21 protein-coding genes and 1 pseudogene are annotated in these 20,727 nt (G+C 73.0%); 17 read left to right on the top strand and 5 right to left on the bottom strand.

The genetic code is table 11. The features are described 5' to 3' along the window. Positions 1 to 103: 103 nt before the first annotated feature. From ABGB17_RS36565 to ABGB17_RS36545, 5 genes are all read left to right on the top strand, one after another. Positions 104 to 991: an MEDS domain-containing protein gene (locus ABGB17_RS36565; RefSeq protein WP_347638533.1), complete on the top strand. Its 888-nt coding sequence runs from the start codon at positions 104 to 106 to the stop codon at positions 989 to 991. Between the two features lie 82 nt (positions 992 to 1,073). After that, on the top strand, positions 1,074 to 2,051 hold the full coding sequence (locus ABGB17_RS36560) for a sensor histidine kinase (RefSeq protein ID WP_347638531.1): 978 nt from the start codon (positions 1,074 to 1,076) through the stop codon (positions 2,049 to 2,051). A gap of 120 nt (positions 2,052 to 2,171) precedes the next feature. Continuing rightward, complete coding sequence (locus ABGB17_RS36555; protein ID WP_347638529.1) at positions 2,172 to 2,327, top strand: hypothetical protein; 156 nt, start codon at positions 2,172 to 2,174, stop codon at positions 2,325 to 2,327. A 201-nt stretch (positions 2,328 to 2,528) separates the two neighbouring features. Beyond that, entirely contained in the window at positions 2,529 to 3,686 is a 1,158-nt protein-coding gene (locus tag ABGB17_RS36550; protein WP_347638528.1) for a CoA transferase, read from the top strand. Continuing rightward, complete coding sequence (locus tag ABGB17_RS36545; protein WP_347638526.1) at positions 3,683 to 5,188, top strand: carboxyl transferase domain-containing protein; 1,506 nt, start codon at positions 3,683 to 3,685, stop codon at positions 5,186 to 5,188. Before ABGB17_RS36550 ends, ABGB17_RS36545 begins: the two co-directional genes overlap by 4 nt. Here the strand turns inward: ABGB17_RS36545 and ABGB17_RS36540 are convergent. The 4 genes from ABGB17_RS36540 to ABGB17_RS36525 are packed head-to-tail and all read right to left on the bottom strand — an operon-like array spanning position 5,164 to position 7,878. Then, entirely contained in the window at positions 5,164 to 5,595 is a 432-nt protein-coding gene (locus ABGB17_RS36540) for a hypothetical protein (RefSeq protein WP_347638524.1), read from the bottom strand. The two genes, ABGB17_RS36545 and ABGB17_RS36540, sit on opposite strands and share 25 nt — an antisense overlap. Then, the gene (locus ABGB17_RS36535; RefSeq protein WP_347638522.1) at positions 5,592 to 6,050 is read right to left on the bottom strand and encodes a hypothetical protein; all 459 of its coding nucleotides are present in this window, start codon (positions 6,048 to 6,050) and stop codon (positions 5,592 to 5,594) included. Before ABGB17_RS36535 ends, ABGB17_RS36540 begins: the two co-directional genes overlap by 4 nt. Before the next feature lie 9 nt (positions 6,051 to 6,059). Continuing rightward, positions 6,060 to 6,881 carry a carbon-nitrogen hydrolase family protein gene (locus tag ABGB17_RS36530; protein ID WP_347638520.1) on the bottom strand — a complete coding sequence of 274 codons (822 nt, stop codon included), beginning with the start codon at positions 6,879 to 6,881 and terminating at the stop codon, positions 6,060 to 6,062. A gap of 25 nt (positions 6,882 to 6,906) precedes the next feature. Further along, positions 6,907 to 7,878: a DUF418 domain-containing protein gene (locus ABGB17_RS36525; RefSeq protein ID WP_347638518.1), complete on the bottom strand. Its 972-nt coding sequence runs from the start codon at positions 7,876 to 7,878 to the stop codon at positions 6,907 to 6,909. Positions 7,879 to 7,960: 82 nt separating this feature from the next. Here ABGB17_RS36525 and ABGB17_RS36520 point away from each other — a divergent pair, with 82 nt between their 5' ends. From ABGB17_RS36520 to aroQ, 11 genes are all read left to right on the top strand, one after another. Next, positions 7,961 to 9,133, top strand: a complete 1,173-nt coding sequence (locus ABGB17_RS36520; RefSeq protein WP_347638516.1) for a pyridoxal phosphate-dependent aminotransferase — start codon at positions 7,961 to 7,963, stop codon at positions 9,131 to 9,133. A 69-nt stretch (positions 9,134 to 9,202) separates the two neighbouring features. Further along, entirely contained in the window at positions 9,203 to 9,424 is a 222-nt protein-coding gene (locus ABGB17_RS36515) for a ribbon-helix-helix protein, CopG family (RefSeq protein ID WP_347638514.1), read from the top strand. Beyond that, positions 9,421 to 9,804, top strand: a complete 384-nt coding sequence (locus tag ABGB17_RS36510; protein ID WP_347638512.1) for a Fic family protein — start codon at positions 9,421 to 9,423, stop codon at positions 9,802 to 9,804. Before ABGB17_RS36515 ends, ABGB17_RS36510 begins: the two co-directional genes overlap by 4 nt. Positions 9,805 to 9,895: 91 nt before the next feature. Beyond that, positions 9,896 to 10,804 carry a carbamate kinase gene (locus tag ABGB17_RS36505; RefSeq protein WP_347638510.1) on the top strand — a complete coding sequence of 303 codons (909 nt, stop codon included), beginning with the start codon at positions 9,896 to 9,898 and terminating at the stop codon, positions 10,802 to 10,804. A gap of 14 nt (positions 10,805 to 10,818) precedes the next feature. Next, entirely contained in the window at positions 10,819 to 11,925 is a 1,107-nt protein-coding gene (locus ABGB17_RS36500; protein WP_347638508.1) for a ring-opening amidohydrolase, read from the top strand. 21 nt (positions 11,926 to 11,946) lie between these two features. Then, entirely contained in the window at positions 11,947 to 12,507 is a 561-nt protein-coding gene (locus ABGB17_RS36495; RefSeq protein ID WP_347638506.1) for an SseB family protein, read from the top strand. Between the two features lie 21 nt (positions 12,508 to 12,528). Further along, positions 12,529 to 13,212 (top strand): A24 family peptidase, encoded by a 684-nt coding sequence (locus ABGB17_RS36490; RefSeq protein WP_347638504.1) that lies wholly within the window; start codon positions 12,529 to 12,531, stop codon positions 13,210 to 13,212. A gap of 70 nt (positions 13,213 to 13,282) precedes the next feature. Continuing rightward, positions 13,283 to 14,461, top strand: a complete 1,179-nt coding sequence (aroC, locus tag ABGB17_RS36485; protein ID WP_347638502.1) for a chorismate synthase — start codon at positions 13,283 to 13,285, stop codon at positions 14,459 to 14,461. Further along, positions 14,458 to 14,964, top strand: a complete 507-nt coding sequence (locus tag ABGB17_RS36480; RefSeq protein ID WP_347638500.1) for a shikimate kinase — start codon at positions 14,458 to 14,460, stop codon at positions 14,962 to 14,964. The genes aroC and ABGB17_RS36480 overlap by 4 nt, the downstream gene beginning before the upstream one ends. A 19-nt stretch (positions 14,965 to 14,983) precedes the next feature. After that, a complete protein-coding gene (aroB, locus tag ABGB17_RS36475; RefSeq protein ID WP_347638498.1) occupies positions 14,984 to 16,060 on the top strand; it encodes a 3-dehydroquinate synthase in 1,077 nt (358 codons plus the stop codon). Positions 16,061 to 16,099: 39 nt separating this feature from the next. Further along, complete coding sequence (gene aroQ, locus ABGB17_RS36470; protein ID WP_347638496.1) at positions 16,100 to 16,534, top strand: type II 3-dehydroquinate dehydratase; 435 nt, start codon at positions 16,100 to 16,102, stop codon at positions 16,532 to 16,534. Between the two features lie 647 nt (positions 16,535 to 17,181). Here the strand turns inward: aroQ and ABGB17_RS36465 are convergent. Then, positions 17,182 to 19,185 carry an ATP-dependent DNA helicase gene (locus ABGB17_RS36465; protein ID WP_347638553.1) on the bottom strand — a complete coding sequence of 668 codons (2,004 nt, stop codon included), beginning with the start codon at positions 19,183 to 19,185 and terminating at the stop codon, positions 17,182 to 17,184. 481 nt (positions 19,186 to 19,666) lie between these two features. Here ABGB17_RS36465 and ABGB17_RS36460 point away from each other — a divergent pair. After that, positions 19,667 to 20,727 (top strand): annotated as a pseudogene (locus tag ABGB17_RS36460) (hypothetical protein); the annotation flags it as partial.

Below are 20,727 nucleotides of genomic sequence, written 5' to 3'. Positions count from 1 at the left end.
GTTCCCGACAGATTAGATTAGCTTTGATGAGACAACCCGGGCCAGAGGTCGCGTGCTGAAGGGTGGGTGGACCCGAGGTCACTGTAGGTGGAGAGGCTCTTCGATGGACCCGTACGTGATCGAGCGGCTGCGCCCCGGCGACCACGTGTGCGTGACCTATGAGGACGACGAGCAGCGGCGTGCCGCGCTGGTCGGGTCCGCCCAGGCGGGGGTCCGGCGCCACCACAAGCTGCTCTATTTCGCGGGCAGGCCGCAGGAGACCGTGGTCGCCGAGCTGGAGGCGGGCGGGGTGGACGCGCGGCGCATGCTGGACGTGGGGCAGTTCCAGGTGCGCTCCACCGCCGAGGGGTACCTGGTGGCGGGGCGGTTCGAGCCCGAGGCGGTCATCGGCGGGTGGGTGCGCGAGATCGACACGGCGCGCGACCGCGGGTACGCGGGGCTGCGGGTCATCGGCGACATGACGTGGGCGGCGGCGCGCGTGCCCGGCGGTGAGCGGCTGGAGTGGTACGAGGCGGAGGTGAACCGCGTGTTCGCCGGTGGGTACGCGATGGCGCTCTGCCAGTACGACCGGCGCCTGTTCAGCCCGGAGCGCCTCGGCCGCCTCTCCGCGGCGCACCCGTGCACCTTCTCGCCGAACGCCCCCTTCGGGTGGCGTCCCCTGCTGCGCGTCCTGCGCACCGGCGACCCGCCGGGGCTGCGGCTGGCCGGTGAGATCGACGCGTCCAACCGCGGGGCCCTGGCCGCGACGCTGGCGGGGCTCGCCGACGACTTCCCCGCGGTGCGGGTGCCGCTTACCCTGGACGTCGAGCGGCTGCGGTTCGCCGACGCCGCGGCGGCTCGCCTGCTGGTCCGGGCGGCCGGCTCGGTGCCCATGGGGGTGCGCTTCGCGGGGTGCTCTCCGCCCTTGGTCAGGCTGTTGAAGCTGGCCGGGTACGATCCGCACCTCGCCGGGCGCCCCGGCCATCCGGGCATTCCGGCGCCGGCCACATGAAAGGCGTTTTCGTGGGTAGCGGGCGGGGCGCCGGGGAGGCGGCGGACGGTAATGGTGGCGAAGGGCGACCGGAGGCGTTGGGATGACGGTGTCGGCGTCGGCACAGGAGTCGGCGGAGGATTCTTTTCGACATATCGGTCTCATCTACCGGGACTTCGATGAGTACGCCACCGGATGCGCGTCCTTCCTGGAGCGCGCCCTGGCACTCGGCGACCCGGCGTTGGTGGCCGTGCCCGGTGAACGGGGCGAGCTGATCAAGGAGCGTCTGGGGGGCAGGGCGGCGGATGTCGTCTTCCGCGACATGGCCGTCGCCGGCCGCAACCCTGGCCGCATCATCCCGGCCGTGCTGCTCGCCTTCGCCGAGGCGAACCCCGGCAGGCGCGTGTGGATCATCGGTGAGCCCATCTGGCCGGGCCGCAGCCCGCTGGAGTACCCCGCGTGCGTGGCGCACGAGGCCCTCATCAACGCGGCGTTCTCCGGGCGTGACGCGGCCATCCTGTGCCCGTACGACGCGATCGGCCTCGAGCCGCGGGCCATCGACGACGCCGGGACCACCCACCCGGAGATGTGGGACGGCCCGGACGTCTGGGCGAGCCCGTCCTACGGCGACCCGGTGGTGACCGCCGTGACGTTCGACTGGCCGTTGCCGCCGCCCCCGCGGCAGGCCGCGATGTTCCCGTTCGAAGGGGTCGGCGCGCTGGCGCCGCTCCGTGAGTTCGTCGCCGGGTGGGCGGAGGCCGCGGGCCTGCCGGAGCAGCGGATCCCTGATCTGCTGATCGCGGTGAACGAGCTGGCGACCAACACCGCCGAGCACACCGGCGAGCCGGGCACGGTGTGGATGTGGCGCGAGGACGGCCTGCTGGTGTGCCAGATCGACGACGTCGGGCAGATCGACGACCCCATGGTGGGACGCGTCCCGCCGCCCGACAGCGTGGGGCGGGGGCGCGGCATCCTCATCGTGAACGAGCTGGCCGACCTGGTGCGTGTCCACCGCCGCTCCGGGGGTACGTCGGTGCGCATCCACTTCGAGCTCCCCGCCGTCGCCGCCCAGGGGCTGTAAAAGACCGGGTAATCACCAGGGTTGTCCTGTTTTTGCAGCAAGTGAGCACTATGCGTGATTGATCGGGGTGTCTGAGGGTAGCCGTTCAGTGAAACGGTGACCGACGGACGAGGTGACGATATGGCATCCATGGTTGACCGCATCAAGGACTATCTGCGCAGCCCCAAGGGGCGTGAGCACGTGCATCGGGCGAAGTCGATGGCCCGCGACCCGCGCACGCAGCACAAGATCCGGCAGTTCATGGACCGGCTGCGGACGCGCCGCACCCATCACTGAGCGGAGTGTTCCGGCGGAACGCGCCACCCGGCAGAGGTCCGGGCGGCGCGTTCCGTTTGTACAGCGCAAAAAACTCCCCATGCCGGGCCGTGCGCCCCCGGACGGCGGGAGATCGGCGGGCTGGGTGTCGGGGAACCCGGGGGACCTGGCAGGCTTGCCGGTGTAAGAGCGGAGTGTTCTGCCGACCTGTGGAGGCTGGCCTTGCGGGGACCTCTCAGTGACATCGTCGTGCTCGATCTGTCCCGTGCCCTCGCGGGGCCGCACGCGGCGCAGATGCTGGGCGATCTGGGCGCCCTGGTGATCAAGGTGGAGCAGCCCGGGACCGGCGACGAGTCACGCGGGTGGGGCCCGCCGTTCGCCGGCCCGGACGGCGACATCTCCACGTACTTCCTCGCGGCCAACCGCAACAAGCGCTCCATCGCCGTCGACCTGAAGAGCGACGACGGCGCGGCGCTGCTCACCCGCCTGGTCCGGCAGAGCGACGTGCTGGTGGAGAACTTCCGCACCGGCGTGCTCGACCGCCTCGGCTTCCCGGTGGAGAGGCTGCACGAGCTCAACCCCCGCCTGGTCGTGTTGTCCATCACCGGCTTCGGCCACGACGGCCCCGAGGGCGGCCGCCCCGGCTACGACCAGATCGCGCAGGGCGAGGCGGGCCTGATGAGCCTCACCGGCCCCTCGCCTGCCGAGCCGTACCGTGTCGGGGCCTCCATCGCGGACCTGCTGGCCGGCATCCACGGCGCGTACGGCACGGTCGCCGCCCTGTACGAGCGGGAACGCACAGGGAAGGGCACGGTGGTGCGCACCTCGCTGCTCGCCTCGGTGGTCGGCGTGCACTCCTATCACGGCACCGCGTGGACGGTCGGCGGCAAGGTCCCGGCGGCGGGCGGCAACCACCACGCGTCCATCGCGCCGTACGGGGCGTTCCGCTGCGCCGACGGCATGATCCAGATCGCGGTGGCCAACGACACCCAGTGGCGCAGGCTCGCGCCGCTGCTCGGCCTGGACCCCGCCGACCCCAGGTATGCCGCCAACAGGGACCGTTTCGCGCACCGCGAGCAGCTCATCGCCGACATGGAGAAGGCGCTCGCGGGGCACGACCGGGCGCACTGGCTGGCCGAGCTGGCCCGCCTCGGCATCCCGGCGGGCGCGATCCGCTCCATCGACGAGGTCTACGCCTGGGACCAGGTCCGCTCGCAGGGGCTCGTGGTGACGGTGGACCATCCCGTGCTCGGCCCGATCGAGCTGCCCGGCCCGCCGCTGCGTTTCGACGGCGCGCCGCCCGCCGAGCACCTGGCCCCGCCCGACCTCGGCCAGGACGAGCGGGCCGTGCTTGACTGGCTGGCGAAGCGGGAAGCGTGAACGCGGCACGCCCGGACGCGCGCACGCTGATCCACACCGTGCTCGATCCCGGGTCCTTCACGTCCTGGGACGAACCTCCGCGCGACCCGGCGCCGCCCGGCTCGGCGTACGCCGAGGAGCTGGCGGCGGCGCGGGTCAAGAGCGGGTACGACGAGTCGGTGGTGACCGGCGAGGGACGGCTCGGCGGGCGCCGTGTGGCCGTGATGGCCTGCGAGTTCTCCTTCCTCGCGGGGTCCATCGGGGTGGTCGCGGCGGGGCGCCTGGTGCGTGCCGTCGAGCGGGCCACCGCCGAGGGGCTGCCGCTGCTGGCGTCCCCGGCGTCCGGCGGCACCCGCATGCAGGAGGGCGCGCTGGCGTTCGTGCAGATGGTGAAGATCACCGCCGCGGTGTCGGCGCACCGGGCCGCGGGCCTGCCGTACATCGTCTACCTGCGGCACCCGACCACCGGCGGGGTGTTCGCCTCGTGGGGGTCGCTCGGGCACGTGACCGCCGCCGAGCCGGGCGCCCTGATCGGCTTCCTCGGCCCCCGGGTCTTCGAGTCGCTGCACGGGTACGCGTTCCCGCCCGGGGTGCAGGTGGCGGAGAACCTGTTCCAGCACGGCCTGGTCGACGCCGTGGTGTCCGCGCAGGACGCCCGCGAGGTCGCCGTCCGCGCCCTCGCCGTCATGTGCGCGCCGCGCGACGGACGTGGCCCGGCGCCGGTGCCCGCCGGGCCCGAGGAGCGGCCCCTGGCCGTGGACGCCTGGGAGGCCGTCAACCGCTCCCGCCGGGACGACCGCCCCGGCGTCCGCACCCTGCTCAAGGTGGCCGCCACCGACGTCACCCCCCTGAACGGCACCGGCGTGGGGGAGAACGACCCTGGGTTGCTGCTGGCCCTCGCGAGGTTCGGTTCCATGCCCGCCGTCGTGCTCGGCCAGGACCGCCGCAGGCAGCAGGACGGCCGCCACCTCGGCCCGGCCGGCCTGAGGGTCGCCAGGCGCGGCATGCGGCTCGCCGAGGAGCTGGGCCTGCCGCTGGTCACGGTGGTCGACACCGCGGGCGCGGCGTTGTCCAAGGCCGCCGAGGAGGGCGGGCTGGCCGCCGAGATCGCCCGTTCCCTGGCGGACCTGGTCATGCTGGACGCCCCCACCGTCTGCCTGCTGCTCGGCGAGGGCGCCGGCGGCGCCGCCCTGGCCCTGCTGCCCGCCGACCGGGTGCTCGCCGCCCAGCACGCCTGGTTGTCCCCGCTGCCCCCGGAGGGCGCGTCGGTGATCCTGTACCGCACCGTCGACTTCGCGGAGGAGATCGCCCGCGCCCAGGGGGTGCGGGCCGCCGACCTCGCCGCGGACGGCATCGTGGACCGGGTCATCCCCGAGCTCCCGGACGCGGCGTACGAGCAGGAGGCCTTCTGCCGGCGCGTCGCCCGCGCGCTGGAACAGGAGATCGCGGGCCTGACGGCGCGCCCGCCCGCCGACCGGCTGGCCGCCCGCCTGGAGCGCTACCGGCGGCTGGGCGACGGCTGACCGGCCCCGGGCCGCGTGGGGATGGGCACCCGTTCCACCCGGATCGAGTGGACCTCCTCGTGCGGCACCACCACTTCGTACGCCCCGTGGTCGACCATCCAGTAGCCGAGCGCCTCGGCGCGCAGCCCGCTGTGCCCGGTGTACGCGATGTGCAGGCCGTCGTCGTCCTCGTCGAGCACGACGCACGGCTCGCCGCCGAACGCGCCGACGGTGCGCAGCAGGACCAGCCATTCGAGCTCCTCGCGCCGCACCCGGCGCCGCCAGTAGCCGCCGGCGGCGTCGAAGCCCTCGCGGGACTCCTCGCTGAACAGGGTGACGTCGTCCGGGCCGGGCCCGAGGGCCGCGGCGAAGGTCTGCTCGTCGCGGCGCGCGATGTAGCCGAGGCCGACGGGCTCGATGCCGTTCATGCGGCGCGCCGCCACGTCAGGCCGTCGTACTCGGCGAAGCGGCGCTCCCCGCGGGCGGTGATGTGCTGGATCTCGGCGCCCGCCGGGATCGGCATGGGGGGCGTGTGGAACTGCGGGACGACGTGGCGGCGCGAGGTGGTGAACCCGTTGCCGGCGAACGGTGGCGAATCGTTCCAATCTCCGCCCATGTGCTGGCCGTACGGTACGACATAGGTGTCGGTGTCGCGGGACTGCCAGCGCAGGACGTACAACTCGGGGACCGACGCGTCGAGCTCGGAGCCCTCGAAGGCCAGGTCGAGCGCGGAGACGAGCTGCTCAGGGTCGTCCAGCCGCGAGCAGTCCTGCACGCGGTAGACATAGCCGGAGATGATCGTGCGCTGACCCGCCAGATAGGGCACCAGCAAGCGCGGCGGGATGACCTTCTGCATTTGGGTCAGGGGTGCCAGCTCGCTCACACCGGCATTTTACGATCTGCCGACCTCGGCATTCGGCACTGCGCGATAAATATCTGGCCGCCGGTGCGTGAGCGAGGGCACGGTGGCGCGCACCCGGTCGGTCTCGGCGGGGTCGATCTCGACGACCTGCACGCACGCCGCGGGGCCGAGGTCGGCGCGAACCACCCCCAAAGGGTCCACCAGCATGCTGCGGCCGACGCCGAAGCCGTCGGCGGCCTCGGGGTTCGGGGCCTGGCCGACGGCGACGGTCCAGGTGGTGTTCTCGATGGCCCTGGCCTTGACCAGGGTGGCCCAGTGCTCCTCCTTCATCGGGCCGGTGCCCCAGGCGGCGATCACCACGAACGTGTCGGCGCCCTGGTCGACCAGCGCGCGGGCGAGCTCGGGGAAGCGCACGTCGTAGCAGGTGACGAGCCCGAGGCGCAGACCGGCCAGCTCGGCGACCACGGGGGTGTCCCCGGGGGCCACCAGGTCGGACTCCCTGGCGCCGAAGGAGTCGAACAGGTGGATCTTGCGGTAGGCCGCCACGAGCTTGCCGCGCCGGTCCAGCACGACCGCGGTGTTGTACACGCGGCCGTCGGCGGGCTCGAAGGTGCCGAGCACGACGGCCACCTCGTGGGTGCGGGCGGCGTCGGCCACCGCGGTGAGGAACGGCCCGTCGAGGGGCTCGGCGGCGTCGGCGACGCCCTTGCCGAAGCGGGTCAGCGTGGCCTCGGGGAACACGGCGACGGCCGCGCCGCGCGAGGCCGCCCGGCCGAGCGCGTCGCGGACCCGCTCCAGGTTGACCTTGGGGTCGGTGGACACCGGGATCTGGCACAGGGCGATGCGCGTCACGCCACCAGAGTACGGGCCCGCGGGCTCAGCCGCCGAGATCTTCCGCCGTCCTGTGGACGGCACGGCGGTTCGGCACGAGTTCCCACCACGTGAGGCACCGCCACACCCACTCCAGCGGGCCGTGGCGGTACCGGGCGAGCCACCACCGGGCGAACGCCGCCTGCGCCACGAGCGCCACCGCGGCCAGCGCGAAGACGCTCCACCGGGTCAGGTCCGGCACCAGCAGCGGCCGCGCGGCCAGGATGATCACGGTGCCGGACAGGTACATGGTCAGCGCCGTGCGGCCGAGCGACTCCAGCACGCCGAGCGAGCCGGGCCGGTGCCGCAGCCACAGCAGCACGCCCGTGCAGTACGCCGTCGCCGCGGCGAGGCCCGTCAGCGGGTAGACGCTCACGGTGAAGGGGAACTCGAACGTCTCCGGGTGGGCCCACAGGTAACGCCACCACACGACCAGCGCCACGGCGGCCGCGGCGCTCACCGCGAACACCGGCGCGAGCAGCCGTGGCGGCGGGGCGTACAGCGTCACCGCCATGCCGAGCAGGCACAACCCGGGGATCAGCCACACGCCGCCCGCGTGGAACAGCACCGCCCACGCCGTGGCGCCGGTCCCGGCGGCGAGGACCGCCCACCTCGGCAGGAAGGAGGCGGGCAGCAGCAGGAGAGCGCCGCTGAGGGCGTACGGCAGCAGCACCTCGCCGGGGTTGAGCAGCCGGTGCAGCAGGCCGAACCCCGCGAGCACGGCGAGCCGGCGCAGCAGCGCGGCGCGGGGGAGAGGCGTCCGGCCCGCGGCCGAGCGCAGGAACAGCACCACGCCGACGCCGAACAGGAACGAGAAGACGGGGTAGAAGCGGCTCTGCGCGAGGTTCTCCACGAGCCAGTCGGCCGTGGTGGGCACGCGGTCCTCGACGGCTCCCGCGGTGTGCTGCCAGGTGTTCACCACCATGATCCCGCACACCGCGAACCCCCGCAGGACGTCGATATCTCGTATGCGGGTCACGGCCGTACGGTCCGGGCATAGGTGTCGAACCCGACAATCACCCGTCGAGGGTAACGCGGCGCCGGCCGCTAGGCTGGCCCGCGTGGACGAACCTCTGGTCAGCCGTATGCGTGCCTTCGGCACCACCGTCTTCGCCGAGATGACCGCCCTCGCCGTGCGGACCGGCTCGATCAACCTCGGCCAGGGGTTCCCCGACACCGACGGCCCCACGGCCATGCTGGAGCGGGCCGCGCGGGCCGTGCTCGGCGGCGCCAACCAGTACCCGCCGGGCCCCGGCCTGCCCGAGCTGCGCCAGGCCGTCGCCGACCACCGCAAGGCGCACTACGGCCTGGCCTACGACCCCGACGGCGAGGTGCTCGTCACCGTCGGCGCCACCGAGGCGCTCGCCGCGGCGATCCTGGCGCTGTGCGAGCCGGGCGACGAGGTCATCGTCTTCGAGCCGTACTACGACTCCTACGCCGCCTCCATCGCCCTCGCCGGGGCGGTGCGCCGCCCGGTGCCGCTGCGCCCGGTGGACGGCAGGTTCGCCTTCGACCCGCGGGAGCTGCGGGCCGCCGCCGGCCCGCGCACCAGGGCGATCCTCGTCAACTCCCCGCACAACCCCACCGGCACCGTGTTCACCCGCGAGGAGCTCACGGCCATCGCGGAGCTGTGCCAGGAGCGTGACCTCGTCGCGATCACCGACGAGGTGTACGAGCACCTCACCTACGACGGCGTCGAGCACGTCCCCATGGCCACGCTGCCCGGCATGCGCGAGCGCACCGTCATGATCTCCTCGGCGGGCAAGACGTTCTCGGTCACCGGCTGGAAGACCGGGTGGGTCTGCGCGCCCGCCCCGCTGGTGCGCGCCGTGCAGACCGTCAAGCAGTTCCTCACCTTCACCGCCGGCGGGCCCTGGCAGCTCGCCGTGGCGTACGCGCTGCGCGAGGAGCTCCCGTGGGTCGCCGGGCTGCGCGACGATCTGGCCGCCAAGCGCGACCGGCTCTCCGACGGCCTGCGCGCCGCCGGGTTCGAGGTGTACCGCCCGGCGGGCACCTACTTCGTGCAGGCCGACATCAGGCCGCTCGGCTTCGGCGACGGGCTGGAGCTGTGCCGGCGGCTGCCCGAGCTGGCGGGCGTGGTCGCCATCCCCACCCAGGTGTTCTACGACCGTCCTGAGCTCGGGCGGCATTTCGTCAGGTTCGCGTTCTGCAAGCGGGACGAGATCATCGACGAGGCCGTGTCCAGGCTGCGCCGTCTGCAGGGAATCGCCTGACACTTCGTGTAAAGAGTCCTACACTCAACGTGTCCAAAAGCCCTGATAACGGATGCGCACCGTGGAGGTATGGCAATGACGCTCCGCCTCAGCGACGATCGCCTGGAGGCCCTGCGCCGGCGTGCGGAGAAGGAAGGGCGCAGCGTTCAGCAGGTCGTGCAGGACGCCGTGGACGAGTACATCGTCCGCCACGACGCCGACGAGGAGGTGCGCCGCCTCGGCGCGGCGGCCGTCGGCCACTGGCGGTCCGCGCTGGACCGCATGGACGGCCCGGCGGACCTCGGCGGATGACCACGCGGTACCTCACCGGCCGGCAGATCGCCGACCTGGCCGCGCTGGCGCTCGGGGAGCTGCCGGTGCTGCGCGACCCCGGGCTGCTGGACTCGGCGGTGCACCGGCCGCAGGCGTCCATGTTCGGCCACGAGGCGTACTGCCACATCCTGATCAAGGCCGCCGCGCTGCTGCACTCCCTGGCCACCCATCGTCCGTTCGTCACCGGTACCGCGCGGGTCGCGTGGGTGTGCACGGTGGTCTTCCTGTCCTACAACGGGGTCGAGCTGGACGCCGACGACGACTCGGTGTGCGAGCTGGTCGGAGCGGTGGTGGCGGGGGAGTTCACCGAGGTGGACGAGATCGCGCAGATCCTGTGGGGCTTCCGGGCGGTGGTGTGATTCCGGCATTGGCGAAATAAGCCGAAGAAGGCCGCTTTCCTGGGCGATGATGGCCAATGAGGGGGGCCGCCAGGACGGCTAGCTTCAGGCTGTGGGTGAACGCGTACTGATAGCTCTCGGCGGGAACGCGATGACCGCGCCGGACGGGAGCGCGTCCCCCGTGCACCAGCGGCTGGCGGTCGAGCGGGCCATGAAACACGTGTCCGCGCTGATCGACGCCGGCCACGAGGTCGTCCTGACGCACGGCAACGGCCCCCAGGTGGGCAACCTGCTGCTGAAGAACCAGATCGCCGCCTCCGTCGTGCCGCCCGTCCCGCTGGACTGGTGCGGCGCGCAGACCCAGGCCACCATCGGCGTGCTGGTGCTCAACTCCCTCGGCCACCGCTCCGTCGTGGTGGTCACCCGCACCCTCGTGGACGCCGAGGACCCGGCGTTCCTGGACCCCGTCAAACCGATCGGCAGCTACTTCGGCGCCGAGGAGGCCCGCAGGTTCGAGGAGCTCGGCGAGACCTGGCGCGAGTTCCCCGGCAAGGGCTGGCGCCGCGTCGTGGCCTCGCCGGCGCCGCTGGAGATCCTCGACGCGCCCGCCGCGCTCACGCTCATGGAGGCCGGGTACACGGTCGTGGTCGCCGGAGGCGGAGGAGTGCCCGTGGTGCGGCTGCCGTCCGGCGCGCTCACCGGGGTGGAGGCCGTCGTGGACAAGGACGCCACCGCCGCCGTGCTCGCGCCCGCCGTACGGGCCACCGTGCTGGTCCTCGCCACCGACGTGCCCGCCGCCGTCGCTGGCTTCGGCACCCCGGACGCGCGGCCCATCGGGCGGATCTCGGTGGCGGACATGCGAACGCTGCTCGATGCCGGTCACTTCGGCAGTGGCAGCATGGGCCCCAAGGTGGAGGCCGCGCTGCGGTTCGCCGGCACCGGGGGCCGGGCCGTGATCACCTCGCTGGAGAACATCGGCGAGGCGCTGACCGGCGGTGTCGGCACCGTCGTCGAAGGATGAGAGGTAGAGGACACATGCCGGATCCGATCGAGGTGCGCAAGGTCGCCATCGAGAGCGTCACCGACGCCTCCGGGTTGTCGAGGCTGATCGACGAAGGGGTGATCGAGGCCGACCGGGTGCTCGCCGTGATCGGCAAGACCGAGGGCAACGGCGGGGTGAACGACTACACCCGCATCCTCGCCGACCGCGCCTTCCGCGAGGTGCTCGTCGCCAAGGGCACCCGCACGCCCGAGGAGGTCGCCCAGGTGCCGCTCGTGTGGTCCGGCGGCACGGACGGGGTGCTCAGCCCGCACGCCACGATCTTCGCCACCGTCGACCCCGCGTCGGCCCCCGCGAGCGACGAGCCGCGGGTCTCGGTGGGTGTGGCCATGAGCGACGTGATCCTCCCCGAGGACATCGGCCGTCCCGCCATGGTGGAGAAGGTCGCCGCCGGGGTGCGCGAGGCCATGAAGGCCGCCGGCATCGACGACCCCGCCGACGTCCACTACGTGCAGACCAAGACGCCGCTGCTCACCCTGTCCACCATCACCGACGCCAAGTCCCGCGGCCACGACGTGATCACCGAGGACACCGGCCCGTCCATGGACATCTCCAACTCCACCACCGCGCTCGGCATCGCCGTCGCCCTGGGAGAGATCGAGCCGCCGACCGCCGAGCAGATCCACCGCGACCTGTCCCTGTACTCCAGCGTCGCCTCCTGCTCCTCCGGCGTGGAACTGGACCGCGCCCAGATCGTCGTCGTCGGCAACGTCCGCGGCATCGGCGGCCGCTACCGCATCGGCCACAGCGTCATGAACGACGCCCTGGACGCCGACGGCATCTGGCAGGCCATCCGCTCCAGCGGCATCGACCTCCCCGACCGGCCCCACCCCAGCGACCTCGGCGACCGCCTGGTCAACGTCTTCATGAAATGCGAAGCCGACCCCTCCGGCCGCGTGAGAGGCCGCCGCAACATCATGCTCGACGACTCCGACGTCCACTGGCACCGCCAGATCAAAGCCACCGTGGGCGGCGTGGCGGCCAGCGTCACCGGCGACCCGGCCGTCTTCGTCTCCGTGGCCGCCGTCCACCAGGGCCCCTCCGGCGGCGGCCCCGTGGCCGCCATCGCCGACCTCGGCTGACGGCGGGTAGGCTCGCTGGTCGTGCCGAGTATTCCGCAGCCCTTGGTCCCGGACGACGACGGCGCCGCCGACGCGGCGGTGGCGGACGTGCTGGCGGCGTATGCCGCGGGGAAGGCGGATGCTGCGGGCGTCGCGGCGGTGCTGGCGGACGTACGGCTGCTGGTGCCGGTGGTGGCGCTCCTGACCGAGGCGGAGACGGGGGCGGACGGGCTCAGGCGGGAGAAGGAGAGCGAGATGGCGCTCCCTGTGCTGGTGGGGGCGGACGGCAGGAAGGCCGTGCCCGCGTTCACCGGCGCCGACGCGCTGACGCGCTGGCGGCCCGACGCCCGCCCCATCCAGGTCCTCACCCCCCAGGTCTGCCGGGCCGCCCTGGGCGAGAACGCCGCCGCGGTCGTCGTCGACGTCGCGGGACCGGTCCCGTTCGTCCTGGAAGGTCCGCTGCTCCACGCGCTGGCCGCCACCGGGAAGCCTCTGGAGACGCTGGACGGCCTCGTCCAGTCCCTGAAGCGGCACGCCGACGTGACCGTCGCCCGCCCGGTGAAGCGAAACCTTCTTCAGCGTCTGCGCCGCCCGAGAGGCTGAACCTCCACTAGGGTCGCGGGCGTGTGGGACATAGTGTTCGCGGCGGGATTCGCCGGCCTGCTCGCCGGGACGTTCGTCCGGGTGCTGGCGGACGGCTTCGCCCCGGAGCGGATCCCGGACGTCCCACCGCAGGCCGCGGAACGGGGATCGCGGTGGGCGGAAGCCCGCGAGGTCCTCACCCAGGCCCCCGGCCGGTGGCCCTCCTGGAGATGGCCCCCATGGGTGGAGCTCGGGACGGTGGTGGCCTGCGCGGTGGTCGCCTGGCGGCTCCAGGGCACGCCGTGCCTGTGGTCCTGGGGGTACGGGGCCGTCGCCGGATCCCTGCTCTCGGTGATCGACTGGCGCACCCGCCGGCTGCCCGACGTGATCACCCTGCCCTCTTACCCCATCCTCGCCGTGCTCCTCATCCCCACCGGCCACCTCGGCTACGCCCTGCTCGGCGGCCTGGCCCTCGGGGGCGCGTATGCCGTGTTGTGGTACGGCTGGCCGCACGCGCTCGGCCTCGGTGACGCCAAGCTCGCCGGCCTGGTGGGCATGCTCGCCGGCTCGCTCGGCATGGACCGTTGGGTGGCGGCCGCGATGGGCGGGCTGGTGCTCGGCGCGCTGTACGCCGTCCTGCTGCTGCTCACCGGCAGGGGCACGCTGAAGACCCAGTTCCCCCTCGGTCCCTTCATCGCCGCGGGCGCGCTCGCCGCCCTGTACTAGCCCCGGAGTTGTCCACAAGGCCCCCGGGGGGCGGCGATGGCAGTGGGCGGTACGTGGAAGACTTGTCACCATGTTGCGCTGGTTGACCGCAGGCGAGTCCCACGGCCCGGAGCTCGTCGCGATCCTTGAAGGGTTGCCCGCCGGAGTCGCGGTGACCACGGCCGACATCGAGCACGCCCTCGCCCGCCGCCGCCTGGGTTACGGCCGCGGCGCGCGCATGAAGTTCGAGCAGGACGTCGTGACCATCGTCGGCGGCGTCCGCCACGGCCACACGCTCGGCAGCCCGGTGGCGATCCGGGTGGGCAACTCCGAGTGGCCCAAATGGGAGACCGTGATGGCCGCCGACCCCGTCGATCCCGACGTCCTGGCCGCCCAGGCGCGCAACGCCCCGCTGTCGCGCCCCCGCCCCGGCCACGCCGACCTGTCCGGCATGCAGAAGTACGGCTTCGACGACGCCCGCCCGGTGCTTGACCGCGCCAGCGCCCGCGAGACCGCCGCCCGGGTGGCACTCGGGCAGGTCGCCCGCAACTTCCTCAAGCAGGCGCTCGGTGTCGACATCGTCAGCCACGTCGTCTCCATCGGCACCGCCGAGGCCCCGGACGGCGTGGTCCCCGGCCCCGGCGACCTCGCCGCGATCGACGAGAGCCCGGTGCGCTGCGTGGACGCCGGCGCGGGCGCCGCCATGGTCGACGAGATCGACACCGCGCGGCGCGAGGGCGACACGCTCGGCGGCGTCGTCGAGGTCCTGGCGTACGGCCTGCCGCCCGGCCTCGGCAGCTACGTGCACTGGGACCGGCGGCTCGACTCCCGCCTGGCCGCGGCCCTGATGGGCATCCAGGCGATCAAGGGCGTCGCGGTCGGCGACGGCTTCGAGACCGCCCGCCGCCGCGGGTCGCGGGCACACGACGAGATCGAGAACACCGATGCGGGCGTGCGCCGGGTCACCAACCGCGCGGGCGGCGTCGAGGGCGGCATGACCAACGGCGAGCCGCTGCGGGTGCGCGCCGCCATGAAGCCGATCTCCACGGTGCCCCGGGCGCTCTCCACGGTGGACGTCATCACCGGGGAGGCCGCCAAGGCGATCAACCAGCGGTCCGACGTGTGCGCGGTGCCCGCCGCCGGCATCGTGGCCGAGGCGATGGTCGCGCTGGTGCTCGCGGACGCCGCCGTCGAGAAGCTCGGCGGCGACTCCGTGGAGGAGGTCGCCCGCAACCTGTCCGGATACCTCTCCTCAATGGTGATCAAGTGACGACTCCCAGAGCTGTGCTGATCGGCCCGCCCGGGTCGGGGAAGTCCACGGTCGGCCGTCTGCTGGCCGACCGCCTCGGCGTGGGTTTCCGCGACACCGACACCGACGTCGAGGCCGTGGCGGGCAAGCCGGTCTCCGACATCTTCGTCGACGACGGCGAGGAGCGTTTCCGCGAGCTGGAGGCGGCCGCCGTGCGCGGCGCGCTGGCCGGGCACGACGGCGTGTTGTCCCTGGGCGGCGGCGCCGTGCTCGATCCCGCGACCCGCGAGCTGCTGTCCGGGCACTTCGTCGTGTACCTCCAGGTGGGCCTCTCCGACGCGGTGAAGCGCGTCGGCCTCGGCTCGGCGCGTCCGCTGCTGGTCCTCAACCCGCGCAGCCGCCTCAAGCAACTGATGGAGGAGCGGCGTCCCGTCTACGAGTCGCTGGCCTCGCTCACCGTGGCCACCGACGACCGCGACCCGGCCGACGTCGCCGACGAGATCGTCAAGGAGCTCCCGTCATGAGCGGACAGGAGGCGCGGGCGTGACCAGCACACGCATCACGGTCAAGGGTGAGCGGCCGTACGACGTGGTCGTCGGCACCGGGGTGCTCGCCGAGCTGCCCGGGTTGCTCGGGGACGAGGTCCGCACGGTGGCGGTGGTCCACCCGGCCAGCCTGCCGGAGATCTCCCGCCCGGTCTGCGGTGCGCTGGAGTCGGCGGGGTACGCCGTCGTGGGGCTGCCGGTGCCGGACGGCGAGCGGGCCAAGTCCGTCGACGTGGCCGCGGAGCTGTGGTCGGCCTTCGGCCGGTACGGCATCACCCGGTCCGACGCCGTGGTGGGCGTCGGCGGCGGGGCGACCACCGATCTCGCCGGTTTCGTCGGGGCCACCTGGCTGCGCGGCGTGAAGGTCGTCCAGATGCCCACCACGCTGCTCGGCATGGTGGACGCCGCCGTGGGCGGCAAGACCGGCATCAACACGCCCGAGGGCAAGAACCTCGTCGGCTCCTTCCACCCGCCGTCCGGCGTGCTGTGCGACCTCGCCACCCTGGTCTCGGTGCCCCGCGAGGACTACGTCGCCGGCCTGGCCGAGATCATCAAGGGTGGCTTCATCGCCGACCCCACCATCCTGCTCCTGATCGAGGACGACCCCGAAGGCGCCCGCCTCCCCGAGGGCCGCCACACCCGCGCGCTGATCGAACGCAAGATCCAGGTCAAGGCCGACGTCGTCGGCGCCGACCTGCGCGAGTCCGGCGTCCGCGAGATGCTGAACTACGGCCACACCCTCGCCCACGCCATAGAACGCGTGGAGGAGTACCACATGCGCCACGGCGAGGCCGTGGCCATCGGCATGGTCTACGCCGCCGAACTCTCCCACCTCTCCGGCCACGCCCCCCTGTCCCTGGTCCAGCGCACCCGGGACATCCTCACCGCCGTGGGCCTCCCCACGGCCTACCGCCACGAGGCCTGGCCCGAGCTCCGCGACCACATGCGGGTGGACAAGAAGAACCGCGGCACCCGCCGCCGCTTCGTCATCCTCGACGACGTCGCCAAGGTCACCCGCCTGGAGGACCCGCCCGAGGATCTCCTGGAGGAGACCTACCGCAAGATCGCCCGCTGACGGTCTGGTGTCGTCGTGAGCATGGAGGAGATGGGTGACATGAGGCCGGTACTGGTGTTGAACGGCCCGAATCTCTCCCGACTGGGGACGCGGGAGCCGGATGTCTACGGCGCCGAGACGCTGGACGATCTGGCCGGGCTGTGCCGGAAAGCCGGCGCCGAGGTAGGCCTGGAGGTCGATTTCCGGCAGACCGACGACGAGGCCGAGCTGGTGTCATGGCTCCACGAGGCCGCCGACGGCCGCGTCCCCGTGGTGCTGAACCCCGCGGCCTTCACCCACTACTCCTACGCCCTGCGTGACGCGATCGCCCAGCGAACGGCACCGCTCGTCGAGGTCCACATCTCCAACCCGGCCGCCCGTGAGGAGTTCCGCCACACCTCGGTGGTCGCCGCGGTAGCCACCGGCACCATCGCCGGCTTCGGCCTGCGCTCCTACGAACTGGCCCTACGAGCCATCGCCGACCTGACCTCCTGACCGCCCCGGCGGCTCGTGTCCGGTGGTGCGGCTCGTGTCCGGTGGTGCGGCCGTGCCCGTGTGGTGCACCCGTGTCCGGTGGTGCGGCCGTGTCCGGTGGTGCGGGGCCGTGTCCGGTGGTGCGGGGCCGTGTCCGGTGATGCGGCCGTGTCCGGTGATGCGGCCGTGTCCGGTGATGCGGCCGTGTCCGGTGATGCGGCCGTGTCCGGTGATGCGGCCGTGTCCGATGATGCGGCCGTGTCCGATGATGCGGCCGTGTCCGATGATGCGGCCGTGCGGTCGTGTCCGGTGGTGCGGCCGTGTCCGGTCGTCGGCGTGTCCGGTGGTGCGGTCGTGTCCGTCGTGCTCCCCGCGTGCGCGGGGAGCACTACTTCGTGTTGGTGCCGTCGTGTCCGGTGGTGCCGTCGTGTCCGGTCGTGCGGGTCGTGTCCGGTCGTGCGGGTCGTGTCCGATGGTGCCGTCGTGTCCCGTGGTGCCGTCGTGTCCCGTGGTGCCGTCGTGTCCCGTGGTGCCGTCGTGGCCGGTGGTGTCGTCTCTGTTCGGTCGTGACGTCGGTGTGTCCGGGTGGCGCACGGTCATCGCAGTCCCGTCCGCCGGTGTGCCGAGCGCATGATCGGTTTACGCCACAGGGAAGGGGGGCCGGTGGGTCAGGTTGTGGTGAGGCGGCGGAGGGCGGCGCGGACTTTTTGGGGGTTGTCGGTGGTCCAGAAGGGGGGGAGGGTGGCTCTGAGGAAGGTGCTGTAGCGGGCGGTTGCCAGGCGGGGGTCGAGGACGGCTACTACTCCCTTGTCTGATTGGGAGCGGAGGAGGCGGCCGGCGCCTTGGGCCAGGAGCAGGGCGGCGTGGGTGGCGGCTACGGTCATGAAGCCGTTGCCGCCTTTGGCGGCTATGTGGCGCTGGCGGGCCGAGGTCAGGGGGTCGTCGGGGCGGGGGAAGGGGATGCGGTCGATGATGACCAGGCTCAGGGAGGGGCCGGGGACGTCCACGCCCTGCCAGAGGGACAGGGTGCCGAAGAGGCAGGTGGCGGGGTCGTCGGCGAAGCGCTGGACCAGCAGTGAGGTGGAGTCGTCGCCCTGGCAGAGCAGGGGGACGCCGATGCGGTCGCGGAGGGCCTCGGTGGCGGCCTTGGCGGCGCGCATGGAGGAGAACAGGCCCAGGGTGCGGCCGCCGGCGGCTTCGATCAGCTCGGCGATCTCGTCGAGGTACGCCTGCGGGAGCCCGTCGCGGCCGGGCTGGGGGAGGTGCCGGGCGATGTAGAGGATGCCGCTGCGCGGGTGGTCGAAGGGTGACCCGACGTCCAGGCCGGTCCAGCCCCTGGACTGTGGCGCGTCCTTCTTGGCGTCCTCGGTCTCCTTGGTGTCCTCGGTGCGGGGGCCGTCGGGGTTGGCGGGGCCGAGGCCCCACTGGCGGGCCATGTCGTCGAAGGTGCCGCCGAGGGCCAGGGTCGCGCTGGTGAGGATGACCGTGCGGTCACCGAAGAGCTTCTCGCGCAGCATGCCGCCCACGGCGAGCGGCGCGACGCGCAGGACGGCGGGGCGGCGGTCGGTGGCGGCGTCCAGCCAGACGACCTCGGCGCGGTCCACCTCGGAGTCGCCGCCGAAGGCCTCCAGGATGCGGGCGGCGGTGTCGTGGACCTCGTCCAGCGCGGTGAAGGCGGCCTTGCGCAGGCCGGCCCGCTCGGGGTCGTCGCGGTCGGCGCCGCGCGGGCCGAGGGCGGTGACGCAGGCGAAGGCGGCGTCGCGGATCACCGCGAGGGTGACTCCGAGCACCTCGGGCAGCGTGTCGAGGCGCCCGGGCGGCGCCACCGCCAGCAGGGCCTTGAGGTCCTCCCCGGCTTCCTGCAGCCGGTCGGCCACCGCCTGCTCGATGAGCCGCCCCACCCGGCGCACGGCGGTCGCGACGGAGACCTCGGACAGCTCGTCGGTGACCACGGCGGTGACCCGGTCGGCCAGCTCGTGCGCCTCGTCCACCACGACCACGTCGTGGTCGGGCAGTACCGCGAAGTCCTCCATCGCGTCGATGGCGAGCAGCGCGTGGTTGGTGACGACGACGTCGACCTGCCCGGCCCGCTCCCTGGCCCGCTCGGCGAAGCACTCCGCGCCGCTCGGGCAGCGCTGCGCGCCGAGGCACTCGCGGGCGCTGACGGAGAACTGCCGCCACGCCTGCTCGTTCACCCCGGGCACCAGTTCGTCCCGGTCGCCGGTCTCGGTCTCCTCGGCCCACTCCTGGATGCGCTGCACCATGCGGCCGGTGGCGCTGATGTCGCGGGGGTCGAACAGGCCTTCCTCCTCGTCGTCGGCCCACCCGGCGACGGCTTTGTGGCGGCAGAGATAGTTCCGCCTTCCCTTGAGGATGGCGAACTGTGGCTCGTGGGGTAGATGGTCGGCCAGCGCCTGCGCCAGGCGGGGCAGGTCGCGGTCCACGAGCTGCCGCTGCAGCGCGATGGTGGCGGTGGAGACCACGACCGCGCCGTCCGACTCGATGGCGTGCCGGAGCGCCGGCACGAGGTACGCGAGCGACTTGCCGGTGCCGGTGCCGGCCTGCACGGCGAGGTGCTCGTCGTGCTCGATGGCGTGCCGCACGGCCTGCGCCATCTTGACCTGGCCGGGCCGCTCGGCGCCGCCGAGGGCGGTGACGGCCGCGCTCAGCAGCCGTTCGACCGGCGGGAGGGCCCCCTCCTCCTCGTCGTCGAGATCGAGGTCGTCGAGGCTGTCGAGGTCGTCGGCGGCGTCGCCTGAAGCGCTGTGGAAGTCGTCGAGCACGGCATGAAACGCTACCCGTCCAGGGAGGGTCGCCGTGCCGGGTTGTGGACGACGGATCGCCCGGGCGATACGGGTCCATCTCGGCATTCCGGAACCCGCGCGGCGATCGGCATGGCACACTGGCGTGGCCGGGTCCTGGGGGTCAAAGACGATCTACCGTTTCGCGTGCCCTGATCCGGGGGGCGAGGTGCGAGAAGGGCCACACTGGTGAGCCATGTCGGTGATGCGAACGGTTCGGTAGGGTTTCCTGAGGTCTAGTGGACGAATAAAGGCTGGTTAAAGCACGATGTCTGCCATGTCGGAAGTTGTCCCACTGCCATCCTTTGGTGAGGTGTTCTTCGACGCCCGAGGTCAGGAGCGGGTGCTCCGGGTGACCTGGCATGAAGGGACGCTGGTACTCAGCCTCTGGCGAGGCGAGATGTGCACCGCCAGTTTCCGCATGCCCATGGAGGACGTCGGCCGGCTGCTCGACACCCTGGACGACGGCTACAGCCAGGCGGGCGGACAGTACGCCGAGGACGATTATCCACAGGAGGACTACGCCGGCGACGGCGAGGAGTACGCGGGCGAGGACGCCGAGCCCGAGGGCTCCGCCGAGTACGCGGACTACCCCGAGTACCCCGGCACCGGGCAGTACGCGCGCCCGCCGCAGGAGCAGGCCAGGGGCGCCGGCCTCGGCCCGAAGGACGTGCTGGTGGCCCGCGGCGCCGCCCCCGCCCCCGACCGTCTCGTCGCGTCCCACGGCACCCCCGCCCACCAGCCGCCCATGCCGAGCACCGGGGCGCAGGCCGTGCCGCCGCCCCCGGCGTACCCGCGTGAGGCCGCGTACCCGCCGGACGACCGGCCCCGCGAGCGTCCCGCCGCGCCGTGGCCGTCCGAGCCGGCCGCCGCCGAGCACGGTGTCCCCGCCGAGCGCGGCGTCCCCGCCGAGCAGGTGGCGCACCCCGACTTCACCCCGCCCGACGGCTTCACCCTGCCCGCCCCCGAGGCCCCCCGCCGCCGCGCGGCCTCCGGCGAGCACGCCGTCCCGGCGCAGTACGGCTCCGCCGCCGCGGGCGGGTACGCCCCCGAGCACGTCCCCGCCGCGGAGTACGGCGGCTACAGCACCTCCCGGACGTACGGCGCCGCCGCCGACCAGGGCGAGCCCGACGGCTACGGCAGGCCCCGCGAGCCCCACGGCGACTACACGACCCCGCCTCTCGACTACTCGGCCCCCCCGGACTACCGCACCAACCCCGAGTACGAGCCCACCCCCGCCTACGGCTCGTCGCAGGGCTACCCCCCCGACTACGGCAACGAGTACCCCCCTCCCGCCGACTACGGCACCACCCAGCGCTACACGCCCGCCGCCGACTACCCCCCCGCGCCGGACTACACCGCGGCGCCCGAGTACCCCCCCGCGTCCGACTACGCCCCCCCCCCCGACATCCG

Origin of the sequence: Sphaerisporangium sp. B11E5 (assembly GCF_039871875.1) — a bacterium.
In the GTDB taxonomy this organism is placed as follows: Bacteria; Actinomycetota; Actinomycetes; order Streptosporangiales; family Streptosporangiaceae; genus Sphaerisporangium.
This window is presented reverse-complemented; position numbering and strand designations above follow the sequence as displayed.

What these genes read in the sequence shown, in the direction of transcription:
- aroQ (WP_347638496.1), top strand. Translation starts at nt 16,100, where the DNA reads ATGAGGCCGGTACTGGTGTTGAACGGCCCGAATCTCTCCCGACTGGGG.
- ABGB17_RS36555 (WP_347638529.1), top strand. Translation starts at nt 2,172, where the DNA reads ATGGCATCCATGGTTGACCGCATCAAGGACTATCTGCGCAGCCCCAAG.
- ABGB17_RS36560 (WP_347638531.1), top strand. Translation starts at nt 1,074, where the DNA reads ATGACGGTGTCGGCGTCGGCACAGGAGTCGGCGGAGGATTCTTTTCGA.
- aroC (WP_347638502.1), top strand. Translation starts at nt 13,283, where the DNA reads ATGTTGCGCTGGTTGACCGCAGGCGAGTCCCACGGCCCGGAGCTCGTC.
- ABGB17_RS36540 (WP_347638524.1), bottom strand. Translation starts at nt 5,595, where the DNA reads ATGAACGGCATCGAGCCCGTCGGCCTCGGCTACATCGCGCGCCGCGAC.
- ABGB17_RS36515 (WP_347638514.1), top strand. Translation starts at nt 9,203, where the DNA reads ATGGCAATGACGCTCCGCCTCAGCGACGATCGCCTGGAGGCCCTGCGC.
- ABGB17_RS36510 (WP_347638512.1), top strand. Translation starts at nt 9,421, where the DNA reads ATGACCACGCGGTACCTCACCGGCCGGCAGATCGCCGACCTGGCCGCG.
- ABGB17_RS36500 (WP_347638508.1), top strand. Translation starts at nt 10,819, where the DNA reads ATGCCGGATCCGATCGAGGTGCGCAAGGTCGCCATCGAGAGCGTCACC.
- ABGB17_RS36565 (WP_347638533.1), top strand. Translation starts at nt 104, where the DNA reads ATGGACCCGTACGTGATCGAGCGGCTGCGCCCCGGCGACCACGTGTGC.